The 11900-nt window shown below is 70.1% G+C and carries 15 protein-coding genes; 7 read left to right on the top strand and 8 right to left on the bottom strand.

The window, feature by feature from the left end; all coding sequences use genetic code 11:
- Positions 1 to 120 precede the first annotated feature (120 nt).
- Positions 121 to 534, bottom strand: a complete 414-nt coding sequence (locus tag F4553_RS38465) for a hypothetical protein (protein WP_184846427.1) — start codon at positions 532 to 534, stop codon at positions 121 to 123.
- A gap of 113 nt (positions 535 to 647) precedes the next feature.
- A complete protein-coding gene (locus F4553_RS38470) occupies positions 648 to 1043 on the bottom strand; it encodes a hypothetical protein (RefSeq protein WP_184846429.1) in 396 nt (131 codons plus the stop codon).
- A 165-nt stretch (positions 1044 to 1208) separates the two neighbouring features.
- On the opposite strand from F4553_RS38470, the gene uppS reads away from it, so the two are divergent.
- Together uppS and F4553_RS38480 are read left to right on the top strand one after the other, a co-directional pair.
- On the top strand, positions 1209 to 1988 hold the full coding sequence (gene uppS / locus F4553_RS38475) for a polyprenyl diphosphate synthase (RefSeq protein WP_184846431.1): 780 nt from the start codon (positions 1209 to 1211) through the stop codon (positions 1986 to 1988).
- Between the two features lie 95 nt (positions 1989 to 2083).
- The gene (locus tag F4553_RS38480) at positions 2084 to 2914 is read left to right on the top strand and encodes a peptidoglycan-binding domain-containing protein (RefSeq protein ID WP_184846433.1); all 831 of its coding nucleotides are present in this window, start codon (positions 2084 to 2086) and stop codon (positions 2912 to 2914) included.
- Between the two features lie 8 nt (positions 2915 to 2922).
- On the opposite strand, the gene F4553_RS38485 is transcribed toward F4553_RS38480, so the two are convergent.
- From F4553_RS38485 to F4553_RS38500, 4 genes are all read right to left on the bottom strand, one after another.
- Positions 2923 to 4107 (bottom strand): helix-turn-helix domain-containing protein, encoded by a 1185-nt coding sequence (locus F4553_RS38485; RefSeq protein WP_184846435.1) that lies wholly within the window; start codon positions 4105 to 4107, stop codon positions 2923 to 2925.
- Between the two features lie 100 nt (positions 4108 to 4207).
- Positions 4208 to 4585: a methylglyoxal synthase gene (locus tag F4553_RS38490; protein WP_184846437.1), complete on the bottom strand. Its 378-nt coding sequence runs from the start codon at positions 4583 to 4585 to the stop codon at positions 4208 to 4210.
- Positions 4586 to 4828: 243 nt separating this feature from the next.
- Positions 4829 to 6169 carry an FAD-dependent oxidoreductase gene (locus tag F4553_RS38495; RefSeq protein WP_184846440.1) on the bottom strand — a complete coding sequence of 447 codons (1341 nt, stop codon included), beginning with the start codon at positions 6167 to 6169 and terminating at the stop codon, positions 4829 to 4831.
- An 81-nt stretch (positions 6170 to 6250) separates the two neighbouring features.
- A complete protein-coding gene (locus F4553_RS38500) occupies positions 6251 to 6751 on the bottom strand; it encodes a GNAT family N-acetyltransferase (protein ID WP_376776342.1) in 501 nt (166 codons plus the stop codon).
- Between the two features lie 90 nt (positions 6752 to 6841).
- On the opposite strand from F4553_RS38500, the gene F4553_RS38505 reads away from it, so the two are divergent.
- The 4 genes from F4553_RS38505 to F4553_RS38520 all read left to right on the top strand — a co-directional run bounded on the left by F4553_RS38505 (position 6842) and on the right by F4553_RS38520 (position 9032).
- Complete coding sequence (locus F4553_RS38505) at positions 6842 to 7210, top strand: ArsR/SmtB family transcription factor (protein ID WP_184846442.1); 369 nt, start codon at positions 6842 to 6844, stop codon at positions 7208 to 7210.
- Positions 7207 to 7920, top strand: a complete 714-nt coding sequence (locus F4553_RS38510) for an aquaporin (protein WP_184846444.1) — start codon at positions 7207 to 7209, stop codon at positions 7918 to 7920. The genes F4553_RS38505 and F4553_RS38510 overlap by 4 nt, the downstream gene beginning before the upstream one ends.
- 88 nt (positions 7921 to 8008) lie before the next feature.
- On the top strand, positions 8009 to 8413 hold the full coding sequence (locus F4553_RS38515; RefSeq protein ID WP_184846446.1) for an arsenate reductase ArsC: 405 nt from the start codon (positions 8009 to 8011) through the stop codon (positions 8411 to 8413).
- 55 nt (positions 8414 to 8468) lie between these two features.
- Complete coding sequence (locus F4553_RS38520) at positions 8469 to 9032, top strand: DUF3558 family protein (protein ID WP_184846448.1); 564 nt, start codon at positions 8469 to 8471, stop codon at positions 9030 to 9032.
- A 53-nt stretch (positions 9033 to 9085) separates the two neighbouring features.
- Here the strand turns inward: F4553_RS38520 and F4553_RS38525 are convergent, their stop codons facing one another.
- Positions 9086 to 9961, bottom strand: a complete 876-nt coding sequence (locus F4553_RS38525) for an endonuclease/exonuclease/phosphatase family protein (RefSeq protein ID WP_184846450.1) — start codon at positions 9959 to 9961, stop codon at positions 9086 to 9088.
- A 14-nt stretch (positions 9962 to 9975) separates the two neighbouring features.
- The gene (locus F4553_RS38530) at positions 9976 to 11088 is read right to left on the bottom strand and encodes a family 43 glycosylhydrolase (protein WP_184846452.1); all 1113 of its coding nucleotides are present in this window, start codon (positions 11086 to 11088) and stop codon (positions 9976 to 9978) included.
- Between the two features lie 165 nt (positions 11089 to 11253).
- Between F4553_RS38530 and F4553_RS38535 the strand changes: the two genes are divergently transcribed.
- The gene (locus F4553_RS38535; protein WP_184846454.1) at positions 11254 to 11874 is read left to right on the top strand and encodes a class I SAM-dependent methyltransferase; all 621 of its coding nucleotides are present in this window, start codon (positions 11254 to 11256) and stop codon (positions 11872 to 11874) included.
- The last annotated feature ends 26 nt before the right edge of the window (positions 11875 to 11900 follow it).

The following is an 11900-nucleotide window of genomic DNA, read 5'->3' on the forward strand; positions in this document are numbered from 1 at the left end:
GATCCGGGATCTCGACACAGCTCTCGCCGGCCGGGATGTTTTCTCGCCCGAGCTTCGGTCAGTTGACCAGACGCCCATAGCGGCACCCCGTGCCAGGCTTGGACGAGCGCCCAGGCCGGGTCAGAGCCGGGGGCGCCGCGACCAGAGGACCAGGCCGATGACGATCATCAGCGCTCCGCCGCCGGCGTAGAGCAGACCCGTGTAGCGGTCCGCGTAGGCGACGACGGTCCCGCCCTTCACGGAGATCTTCTGCTCGGTACGCGAGAGGTCCTTGCCGCCGTCGAAGGTGACCTTGGCCTGGTGCTTCGTGCCGCCCGCCGTCCAGGTGACCGTGCAGTCCTGGTGCGACGTGTACTGCGAGCTGCCGCTCTTGTTGCTGCTGCGGGTGCTGCGCGTGACGCAGGAGTCCACCGACCCGGTCTCCGTGTCCCAGGTCAGGGCGCGCAGGTTGTAGGCCCCGAACCCGAGCGCGATCACGCCGATCAGCATCAGCGCCGACCCGATCTTTCCCCGCCGACTGCCTGCCTGTGCCATCGCCGTCTCCGCCCGTGTCCGCCCGCTCGCCGTGGCAGCATGATCGCATTGGCGGGGGAGCGGGTGATGTCGGCTTTTCGGCCTGTGTGGATCACCGAGAAGCCAGCGAGCGGTTACGCCCGGGAGCGCCGACGCCAGAGGATCACGCCGCCGACCAGCATCGCGGCACCGATACCGGTGAAGACCAGGCTCATGTAGCGCGTCGTGTAGGAGACGGCGGTGTCGCCGTTGACGGCGAGCTTCTGCTCGGTGCCGGCGTTGCTCTCGCTGAAGTTGACATCGGCCCGGTGCGTGGCGCCGTCCGCGGTCCAGGTGACGGCGCACCAGTGCTCCGTGCGGTATTTGCCGTTGGCGGTCGGGACGGAGCGCGTGGCGCAGGACTCCACCAGCCCCGTCGCGGTGTCCCAGGTCCAGGTGCGCAGGTTGTAGGCGCCGAAGCCGAGCGCCACGACGCCGAACAGCATCAGTGCCGCGGCGACGATCCGCCACCGGTCCGCCAGCAGTGCCATCGCCGTCTCCGTTCGTCCGCCTCCGTGGCAGCATGATCGCACCGGGCAGGCGGTCGGCGGCGTCGGCTGTTCGGCCTGTGTGGACGGACGACAGGTCGACCGGAGCTTGTGGTGATTGCGTGAAGACCGGACCGCAGGCCGGGAACCGTTATTAGCTTCTGCCCGGTGAGAATCGTCAAGAACGCCTTCTACCGGCTCTATGCCCGGCGGCTCCGGTCGCAGCTCGCCCGGGGTCCCATCCCGCGCCACGTCGCGATGGTGATGGACGGCAACCGCCGATGGGCGCGCCAGCAGGGTTTCGACAACCCCAGCGTCGGCCACCGGTACGGCGCCGAGCACATCGACGACGTGCTGGACTGGCGCGCCGAGGCCGGGATCAGCCACGTGACGGTCTTCGTGGCGTCGACCGACAACCTGCGCAAGCGGGCATCCGGCGAGGTCCAGTTCCTGATGGACGTGATCGAACGCATCGTCGCCGAGCGGATGTCGCACCGCACCGGTGTGTGGCAGCTGCACCTCGCCGGGCGGCTGGACGCCCTGCCCGACTCGACCCGGCACGCGCTGAAGCTCGCCCAGGACGCCACCAGCGAGCACGACGCCACCTTCCACCTCACCGTCGCCGTGGGCTACGACGGCCGCGAGGAGGTCGTCGACGCCCTGCGGTCCCTGCTCGACCACGAAGCCCGGCGGGGCACTGCCCTCGAGGACCTGGCCCAGCGGCTGACCGCCGACGACATCGCGGCGCACCTCTACACCAGCGGCCAGCCCGACCCGGACCTGATCATCCGGACCAGTGGCGAGCAGCGGATGTCCGGCTTCCTGCTGTGGCAGGCGGCGTACTCGGAGCTCTACTTCTGCGACGTCTACTGGCCCGGATTCCGGCACGTCGACTTCCTGCGGGCGCTGCGCTCCTACGCCGCCCGCCATCGCCGCTACGGCGCCTGACCCGGTTGATGCGTATCTATATCGAAGTTGTAGCGGCCGAACCTACGTTGGCGGGCACGGATCGAGGCGCCGTCTCGTCCGCACCTGGAGGCCTGATGTCCACTCGGAGAAATCTGCTGGCAGCCGCACTCGCCACCGCGGTGCCCGCCACGATCGGCGGGCAGGCCGCCCACGCGGCGCTGCCGTCGGCCGACATGGAGGCGGTGGTCAAGGCGGCGCAGATCGATCCGCGCCGCGCCGACTCGGCCATCACGCCCGGCAGCCGCGACAGCGTGCTGCTGGTGGAGGGCGCGCTGCAGGCGAAGGGGCTGCTGTCGGCGACCTATGTGGACGGCCATTTCGGCACCCGGACGATCGAGGCCTACGCCGCCTACCAGCGGTCGCTCGGCTACACCGGGCTCGACGCCACCGGGTTGCCGGGGCCGACCTCGCTGCGGCTGCTCGGGGACGGGCGCTTCACCGTGGCCCGGTCCTACACGCCGGGGAGCCGGGTCAGTTACCACGGAGTGCAGCTCAACACGCGTACCAAGGCGATGCTCGTGGAGGCCGAGCGGCTGCTCGGCCGGACGCTCGCGCTCAGCCAGGGTTCCTACAACGTCGGCGGCGACCCGAGCTCGGCCGGGACGCACGACGGCGGCGGCGCGTTCGACGTCGTCACCGACGGCATGTCGTCGAGCCTGCGGGTCAACGTCGCGCGGCAGCTGCGGGTCGTGGGCTTCGCAGCGTGGGTACGCACACCGTCGCAGGGCGACTGGCCCTACCACGTGCACGCGATCGCACTCGGCGACACCGATCAGTCGACGGCGGCCCAGCACCAGTCCGGTGACTACTACCTGGGCCTCAACGGTCTCGCCAACCGCAACCCGGACGACGGACCCGTGGTCTCGCCGAAGGCGACCTGGGAGGCATACCTGCGCGCACTGTGACGCGGGCATCAGATGATCTCCGCGATCCGGGCCATCCGGCCGACCTCGGCCCGCACCGACGGCCGGTCGCGGCGCAGCAGCATGCCGAGGGTGTGGCGGATGGACCGGTCGTAGCGGAGCTCCTGCGGCGCGATGCGCTCGATCCGCAGCAGTCCCAGCACCGCCGACGCGTCGTCCTTGCGCCGGGCATAGGCGTTGGCCAGCAGCGCATCCCGGGCGAACCGCATGTTGACCGGGTAGTCGCCCGCCGCGTCGGTCGTCTCGTGACCCTGGCGGATGACCCGGTCGGGATTGCCCAGGGTCAGCTCCACGTGCATCTGGACCAGCTCGGCCTCGCAGGTGCCGAACCAGACCTTGTCGACCTGCCGGTCGGCGCCGGTGGCTGCGGCGAGCTCCGCGAGCTCCGCCAGGGCGGACCGGGCCTGGACCGGTTCGATCCGCCGAGCCCGCGCCTTGGCGAGGATCGCGATCAGGCTGCCCAACGCCACGAGATCGTCGCCGTCGAGCGGCGCGCGGTCCCGGACGATCCGGATCGCAGCCTCCGAGTGCCGGGCCGCCTCCGCGTGCTCCCCGGCCTGTAGCGAGGCCATGGCGAGGTTGCGCTGCGCGACCGCGATCTGCTGCGCGCAGTGGTGGGTCGCCGCCTGCATCCCCCGGTCGGCCACGAGGTAGCCGAGGTTCCGCTCGCCGATCCGACCGAGCACCGACCTGGCCAGGTGGTAGGTCGCGACGGTCTGCGCGGCGAGGTCGGGTCCGGTGTCGAGCAGCCGTTGCCGTCGGATCCGCCGCACCACGCCCGGCAGCTGCGGCCTGATCGCGGAGTAGCGGTTGCTGCCGTGCCACCAGACCTCCCACAGCTCCTCGACGGTGGTGCCGATGATGGGAGAGTCCGGCGGGTCGGCGGGGATGGGGTGGTCGAGGATGGCGGCGCGCAGCTCGGTCCAGTCGTCGGCCGCCTCGGCCGAGTGGCGGGGCGGTGGCACATCGATCAGGTCGCGGAAGTCCGGCAGGTGGAGGATGTCGGCGAGCCGGACCAGCACCTCGATGCTGTCGAGCCGGGCGGCGCCGTTCTCGATCTGCCGGAGCCACTCGTCGCTGCGGCCCACGAGCTCCGCCACCGCCCGTCGGGTGAGTCCCCGCTCCCGTCGGCGCCGGGCCAGCCGCTCACCCACGCCGATATCGATGTCCGCCACCCTTTGAGAATATGTGGCTTCCGAACGATGCATTCTCTGCTGCCACACGTCAATTACTCTTTCGTGTCAGTCAGAACCCGGTGGCCTGCGGCCGGTTCGGCTACGGTGCGAGCAGGGTCGAGGCGAGCAGGTAATCCGCGGTGGCGACGTTGCACGCGAGCGGGATGTTCGCCTGCACGGCGAGCCGCAGCAGGGCGCGGACATCAGGCTCGTGGGCGTGGGAGAAGAGGGTGTCCCAGAAGAAGATCAGGACGCCGATGTCGCCCTCGGCGATCAGGGCGCCGATCTGCTGGTCGCCGCCCTGCGGGCCGGAGAGGTAGAGGTCGACGTCGAGCCCGGTGGCATGCCGGATCAGCTGGCCGGTGGTGGCGGTCGAGGAGAGCCGGTGCCGGGCGAGCGCCTGGCGGTGCTGGACCGCCCAATCGACCATGACCTCCTTGTACCGGTCGTGCGCGATCAGTGCGAGGTGATGGATCATGCCTGCCCTTCCTGGTAGTTCAGGTGCAGGAGCGGACTCCTTGTGCGACGACGTGCTGAAGGGTGTCCGCTGGTCGCCGCGTTGCCATCGGAGGTGAATTCCGGCAACGCTTGAATACTATGAATATTGCTAGTGATCAGGCCAAATGCTACGTCGACCAAGACGATTTGGTGTCCATCCACCATGGCGAATTGCGTCGGTCCCGATGGCGAATTTCGGCCTATCAGGACATACGCACAAGATCTACGAGCGGCTTGCGCAGCAGTCGCCACCGGCGAGCGGCAGGGTGAGCAGGCCGCCGCTGACACCGGTGGCGAGCCCGCGGCCGACGGCGCCGGGTGTACTCGGCTCGCTGGTGGAGCAGACGCCGGTCGCGGGCAGTTCCAGGCGCACGTCGCGGGCGGCCGCCCAGTCCCCGGCGAGCGCGGCGACGACCGACCGTGCCTGCTCATAGCCCGTGGCGAGCAGAAAGGTCGGCGCCCGGCCGTAGGACTTGACGCCGATGGCGAAGTAGCCCGGCTCGGGGTGGGCGAGCTCGTCGACGCCGTGCGGCGGAACGGTGCCGCAGGAGTGCCGGTTGGGGTCTATCAGTGGCGCGAGCGCCCGGGTGGCTCCCATGGTCGGGTCGAGGTCCAGCCGCAGCTCGGTGGTGATCGAGTGGTCCGGGCGGAATCCAGTCGCGTTGACGACGATGTCGGCGGTGAGCGTCTGCTCGGTGCCGTAGGGGTCACGGCTGACCACCGCCACACCGTCCCCGGTCGTGGTGACGCGGTGGGTGAAGAAGCCGGTGACGAGGCGTACCCGGCCGGTGTCGACGTGATCGCGGAGCCGGCTGCCGATCTTCCCGCGTGCGGGCAGGGCATCGGCATCGCCCCCGCCATAGGTGCGGGCGGCGCCACCGGCGCGGATGGCCCAGGTGATCGTCGTGGCGGGTGCCTGCTCGGCGAGCTCGGCGAGGGCGAGCAGGGTGGTCGCGGCGGAGTGCCCGGAGCCGACGACGAGGGTGTGCCGGCCCGCGTGGCGATCGCGGTCGGCCCCGAGCACGTCGGGCAGGGCGTGGGCGATCCGGTCCGTGGCGGCCTCGCCGATGGCGGGGATGCCGGAGGCACCGAGGTGGTTGGGGGCGGTCCAGGTACCCGAGGCGTCGACGACCGCGCGGGCCAGGAGTTCCTCGCCGGAGGTGAGGCGGACCAGGAACGGTGCCTCGTCGCGGCCGGCGGTGCGGACCCGGTCGAAGCCCTGCCGGGTCACCGCCGCCACCCTGGCCCCGTAGCGGATGTGGGGTGCGATGGCGGGCAGTCCGGCGAGGGGTCGCAGGTATCCGGTGATGAGCTCATCGCCGGTGGGCAGCCGCTCGGGGTCGGGCGCGGTCCACGCGGTCGCGGCGAGCAGCCGAGCGGCGGCGGAATCGGTGTTGTAGCGCCACGGGGAGAAGAGGCGCACGTGGCCCCACTCGGCGACGGCGGCGGCCGGGCGGTCGCCTGCCTCCAGGACCAGGAAGGAGAGCTCGCGCTCGGCGAGGTGGGCTGCGGCGGCGAGGCCGACGGGTCCGGCGCCGACGACGATCACGGGGTACGGGTTCACGGGGATCCGTTCTTTGATTTGATGATGTTCGAATCAGATGTTTAGACTGCCTTCTAGTTAGACGACTGTCAAGTCAGACTGTCAGGTGATCTGCGGGCTGCGCCGCTCCAGGAGCAGTACGTCCCGCCAGGAGCCGTGGTGGCGGGCGATGCGTTCGCGGCGGCCGACGACGCGGAACCCGGCGCGCTCGTGCAGGCGCAGGCTGCCCCCGTTCTCGGGGAAGATTCCTGATTGGATGGTCCAGACCCCGGCCGCCTCGGTGTCGGCGATGAGCGCATCGAGCAGGGCGGCGCCGATCCCGCGACCCGCGGCCGCCGGGTCGACGTAGACGGAGTGCTCCACCACCCCCGCGTAGACCGGGCGCGCCGACACCGCCGACACGGCGATCCAGCCGGAGACCGTGCCGGTGCCGGTCACGGCGACGAGGCGGTGGCGGGGCAGCCGTCCGGCATCGAACGCCGCCCAGGTCGGTGCGGCGGTCTCGAAGCTGGCGTGCCCGGTGTCGAGGCCCGCCTGGTAGATCCGCAGGACTGCCTCGGCGTCCGCCGCGACCATGGGCCGGAGCAGGTAATTCATCCGCATACCCCGCGATGGTAGGCCCTGGCTTTTGATGTGAGAACCATCGAGTTAAGCTCTCCTCGAATTCGATGCTGATGAAACCCGGAGGTGCCGATGGCCGACCAGCGGCGAAACCTGCCCGTCCTGGACTGCGCGACCGAGCCCCTCGTCCGGGACCCGCTCACCGCCGAGCAGGCGGTGTCGATCGCGGCCGTGTTCAAGGCGCTCTCGGACCCGGTGCGGCTGCGGCTGCTCTCGCTCATCGCGTCCCACGCCGGCGGCGAGGCGTGCGTCTGCGACCTGACCCCGTCGTTCGAGGTCTCCGAACCCACCATCTCGCACCACCTGAAGGTGCTGCGGGAAGCCGGTCTCGTCACCTCCGAGCGGCGTGCCTCCTGGGTCTACTACCGGCTCGTCCCGGGTGCGCTCGCCGGCCTCGCGCACCTGCTCGACACCACCGAGCACGCTGCGGCCGGTCGATGAGTGCCGCGCTGCCGCGACGCCTGGCGGCGGAGTTCCTCGGGACCGCCCTGCTCGTCACCGCGGTCGTCGGGTCCGGCATCGCGGCGGCGCGGCTCTCGCCCGGCGACGCCGGCCTCCAGTTGCTGGAGAACTCGGTGGCGACGATGCTCGCCCTGGGCGTACTCATCCTGATCTTCGGTCCGGTCTCCGGCGCCCACTTCAACCCGGTCGTCTCCGCCGCGAGCTGGTGGCTGCACCGCCGCGGGGCCGACGGCCTCACCGCGCCCGAGGCCGGGCTCTACGCCCTGGCGCAGGTCTCCGGCGCGGTCGCCGGGACGGTCCTGGCCAATCTCATGTACGCGCTGGCGCCCATCACCCGGTCGACGCAGGTCCGGACCGGGGCGGGCCTGTGGCTGGGCGAGACCGCCGCCACCTTCGGCCTGATCCTGCTGGTCTTCGCGCTGACGAGATCCGGCCGGGGGTCGCTCGCCCCGGCCGCCGTCGGCGCCTACATCGGTGCCGCCTACTGGTCCACCTCCTCGACGTCGTTCGCCAACCCGGCCGTGACGATCGGTCGGGCGTTCACCGACACCTTCGCCGGGATCGCACCCGGCTCCGTCCCCGGCTTCGTCCTCGCGCAGCTCGTCGGCCTCGTGGCCGGGGCGGCCGCGGTGATGCTCTTCTACCCGAAACCCACGGCCGGTGCGACCGCCCTGACGGCGAGCCCTTGACCCAAGATCGCCGCAACTCTTCAAGAGTTGGTGCTATACCGCCCCGCCACGCTTTGCTGCACAACGTGACTGATCCAGGGAGCCTGCGATGACCGACAAGCCCGCCGTACTCTTCGTCTGCGTGCACAACGCCGGCCGGTCCCAGATGGCCGCCGGATGGCTGCGCCACTTCGCCGGAGACCGGGTCGAGGTCCGCTCGGCCGGCTCGGCTCCGAAGGACCGGATCAACCCCGTCGCGGTCGAGGCGATGGCCGAGGTCGGCATCGACATCACCGGGCAGACGCCGGTGATCCTCACGCCGGAGGCGTCCGAAGCATCCACTGTGGTCGTCACGATGGGCTGCGGCGACGTCTGCCCCTACTTCCCCGGGCAACGGCACCTCGACTGGGAGCTCGACGATCCCGCAGGCCAGGGCATCGAGCCGGTCCGGGTGATCCGCGACGAGATCCGCGACCGGGTTCGAGTACTCGTCGATGAACTGCTGCCGGTCTGACGGTTGTCGCCGCACCCTACGATGTGCCGGGTCATAGCCCATCGAAGGAGATGAAATGCGCGTTCGGTACGCAATCGCAGCGACGGCGCTTCTCGCCACGGCGGCTCTGGGCGCCTGCGGTACGGAGAGCTCGACACAGCCGAACCCGCCGGCCGGTGCGGCGTCGGCCGCCGCCCCGGGCAAGCAGGCGGACCTGGACCCCTGCGCGATGGTGACCCCGGCCGAGGTGGCGGCGGCCCTCACCCAGCCGGCGGGGGAGTCGCGGACCAAGAACGGCGCCGGCACGAAGCAGTGCGAATGGGACAGCAAGAGCGGTGACCGCTACCTCGTCCTCCAGGTGCTCGTGGTCCTGCCCGCGCCCGCCGACACCAAGGACGGCTACGGCTGGACCAAGGCGAAGTTCGACGAATACTGGTCGCCGGGCGCGCAGCCCCTGGCCGGGTTGGGCGACGCCGCCTACCACCTGAAGGAGAAGGGCGCCGGAACGCTCTTCGTGCTCGACGGGAGCCTGGCGTTCTCCGTGGCCACGGTGTTCTATCGGGACGCCGACGCACCGGCCGCGGACGTGATCGTCTCGACGCTGAAGCCGCTCGCCACCGCCGTCGCCGCGCGCTACTGACCGCGTCGGTCGCGGGGCGGTCGAGGCCGCCCCGCGACCGACGGAGGTACGCATCACATCGAGATCGAGAAGTACGCCACGATGCCGTTGTGGTCGGAGTTGGTGCCGCCGACGATGTCGTAGCCGGTCATCCACATCACCTGGGACGACTCGACCCGCTTCCAGAAGTAGATGTAGTCGATGTGCCGGCTGCCGTGCGTGCCGGTCCCCTTCTCGCCGTAGAGGTTGAAGGAGGAGCGCAGGTTCGGCAGCTCGTTGGCCTCGAAGACCTTCCACGGGAACTTCGCGTACCCGTATGCCCGGTCGGCGCTGAAGTCGACGTTGAGGTCGCCGCTGAAGATGACCTGCCCCTCGTCCTTCTTGCTCACCGCCAGGTTCTTGATGCCCTGGAACTGCTTCTCCGCGCAGTCGGTCCGCGGCAGGTTCTCCGGCCGCCCGTTGTCGTCGATCCCGGCGACGGCGTGCGCGTTGAGGTGGATGACGTTGCGTCCGGTCGCCTTGTGCCGGTATTTCACCCAGTTGTTGTAGCGGGCGGGCGGCACCTCACCCGGACCGTTCGTGTCGCAGACGAAGATCGAACCCTTGTCGAGCACGTCGAACATGCTCTTCTTGGCGATCAGGGCCTCGCCCGCCTGGTTGGTGGAGCCGGGGGAGTAGAGCCACCAGCCGTTGTCGGCCGCCCAGTCCTGCAGGAACGCCTTGCGGTTGCCGACCTCGTTGAGACCGATCAGGTCTGCCTTCGACGCGATCAGGTTCAGATCGTGGACGAACTCGGCCTGGGTGAGGCCGTTGTAGATGTTCAGCGAACCGGCCTTGAAGGTCACGTTCACCGCCGCTGCGGGGCTTGCCGGGAGAAGGGCCGCCACCAGTGCTGCCGTGCTGATGAGAGCGCCGGCACCGCGTACCAGCCATTGTCTCTTGATCTGCATGGGTGTTCCTTTCGTTAGAGTGCGACCTTGAAGTCGGCGTTCGCGCCCGACCCGGTGATGACGAGGCGACCCACCCTGCTTTTGCGTCCGCCCTCGTCGCTGAGGTAGTTCCAGGTGACCCAGGGCTTGCCGTCGCGGGCGCGGTAGACATCCATCGCGCCGGGGCCGCGCTTGTTGCCGGGCAGGCCGTAAAGGCGCAGGCTGTCCGGCAGATGCGTGGCGGGGCCCGAGTAGGAGAACCAGGCGCGGTTCGGGCCGGGCAGCTGGCTGCACAGGCCGTCGTCGATCTTCGCACCGCAGTAGGCGATCCCGGTCGAGTAGAAGTTGGTCGACCAGCTGTTGCCGGAGTAGAACAGGTACCAGGAGCCGTTGTGGAACAGCGCGCTCGGGTTCTCGATGACGGTCACGCCGCCGCCGTCCTGATGGTGGGCCCAGGCGAGGGCATCGCTGCGCATGATGACGACCGGGTCGGAGTTGCGATCGACGGTGCCGTTGGTGTTGAACTTCAGCATCATCACCGACAGTGCCGACTCCAGGCCCTCCGCGCGTTGACCGTCGCGCCAGGTCATCCAGATCGCGCCCTCGGGCCCGGTGGTGACGTCGGCGTCCAGCGCCCAGCGGTCGCCCTTGTCGGGGCAGACGATGGGGGTGGGCTCGGCGCGGAAACCGCTGAAGGGACTGGTCGAGGAGGCGACGCCGATGCACCGGCGGTCGTTGTCGTTCTTGTGGATCGCCGTGTAGAAGAGGTAATAGCGGCCGACGCCATCCTTGACGAGGTAGAACGCGCCCGGCGTCCAGATCCCGGCGCCGGCCTCCACCCAGTCGCCACCCCCGCCGGGCATGGCGTCCCCGACGACCGTCGGGGAGGTGCCGACCGTGTCGCCGGAGCCGGAGATCGCGTAGGGGACCTTGCGCCCGCCGGAGCTGGCGCCATAGGTGATGTACCTGTTGGAGCCGTCGTGCAGGGCGATCGTGTCGGCCCCGGGGAAGGGGAAGTCCTGTGCCTCGTCGGCCGGTGCGGCCAGGGGACGAGGTTCGGACGCGACGGCTGGCTGTGCTGCGAGGACCGCACCGAGCATGATGGCGACTGCGGCACCGCACACGGGGCGCCAGGAGCTTCGGATCATGTGTCACATCCATCGCTATATGTGCATCTGGCGCGACACTACGGACGCCGGCTGAAGCTTTCCTCCAGATCCGCTACAGGTTCAGGTTCGTCGGGCGGACCGCGTCTTTGGTAGTAGTAGGCCTGAATCCGAGTACGGGATGCCTCCCGGGCCTATGGTGGGCGGATGAGGGAGGATCCCACGGCGAAGGCCAAGCGGGTGTGGGACTCGGTGGCGCCACGCTACGACAGCAGCATCGGGTTCCTCGAACGCATCCAGTTCGCGGGCGGCCGGGAATGGGTCTGCTCCCGCGCCACCGGTGATGTCCTGGAGGTCGCCGTCGGCACCGGCCGCAACCTGCCGTTCTACCCGACCGACGTGCGGCTGACCGGGATCGAGCTCAGCCCGGCGATGCTCGACATCGCGCGGCGGCGGGCGACCGAGCTCGGCGTACCCGCCGATCTGCGCGCGGGCGACGCGCAGGCGCTGCCGTTCGCCGACGGGTCGTTCGACACGGTGGTCTGCGCGCTGTCGCTCTGCGCGATCCCCGACCACGGCACGGCGATCGCGGAGATGGCGCGGGTGCTGCGCCACGGCGGCCGACTCCTGCTGCTGGACCACATCGGCAGCCGCTGGTGGCCGGTCTGGGCCCTACAGAAGCTGATCGAGCTGGTCACCGTCCGCACGGCCGGGGAGCACATGACCCGGCGTCCGTTGCCGATGCTCGCCGCCGCCGGTCTGCGGGTCACCGACGCCGAGCAGCTCAAGTGGGGCACCGTGGAGCGGGTCGCCGCCGTCAAGATCTGACAGCGTGTGCCGAGTCCGGCATGTGC

This window comes from Allocatelliglobosispora scoriae (assembly GCF_014204945.1).
Classification (GTDB): Bacteria; Actinomycetota; Actinomycetes; order Mycobacteriales; family Micromonosporaceae; genus Allocatelliglobosispora; species Allocatelliglobosispora scoriae.

Bases quoted from the DNA above. Each gene is read 5' to 3' on its own strand.
- F4553_RS38510 (WP_184846444.1), top strand. From the start codon at position 7,207: ATGAGTGCCGCGCTGCCGCGACGCCTGGCGGCGGAGTTCCTCGGGACC.
- F4553_RS38535 (WP_184846454.1), top strand. From the start codon at position 11,254: ATGAGGGAGGATCCCACGGCGAAGGCCAAGCGGGTGTGGGACTCGGTG.
- F4553_RS38500 (WP_376776342.1), bottom strand. From the start codon at position 6,751: ATGCGGATGAATTACCTGCTCCGGCCCATGGTCGCGGCGGACGCCGAG.
- F4553_RS38525 (WP_184846450.1), bottom strand. From the start codon at position 9,961: ATGCAGATCAAGAGACAATGGCTGGTACGCGGTGCCGGCGCTCTCATC.
- F4553_RS38490 (WP_184846437.1), bottom strand. From the start codon at position 4,585: ATGATCCATCACCTCGCACTGATCGCGCACGACCGGTACAAGGAGGTC.
- F4553_RS38530 (WP_184846452.1), bottom strand. From the start codon at position 11,088: ATGATCCGAAGCTCCTGGCGCCCCGTGTGCGGTGCCGCAGTCGCCATC.
- F4553_RS38480 (WP_184846433.1), top strand. From the start codon at position 2,084: ATGTCCACTCGGAGAAATCTGCTGGCAGCCGCACTCGCCACCGCGGTG.
- F4553_RS38465 (WP_184846427.1), bottom strand. From the start codon at position 534: ATGGCACAGGCAGGCAGTCGGCGGGGAAAGATCGGGTCGGCGCTGATG.
- F4553_RS38470 (WP_184846429.1), bottom strand. From the start codon at position 1,043: ATGGCACTGCTGGCGGACCGGTGGCGGATCGTCGCCGCGGCACTGATG.
- F4553_RS38520 (WP_184846448.1), top strand. From the start codon at position 8,469: ATGCGCGTTCGGTACGCAATCGCAGCGACGGCGCTTCTCGCCACGGCG.
- F4553_RS38515 (WP_184846446.1), top strand. From the start codon at position 8,009: ATGACCGACAAGCCCGCCGTACTCTTCGTCTGCGTGCACAACGCCGGC.
- F4553_RS38505 (WP_184846442.1), top strand. From the start codon at position 6,842: ATGGCCGACCAGCGGCGAAACCTGCCCGTCCTGGACTGCGCGACCGAG.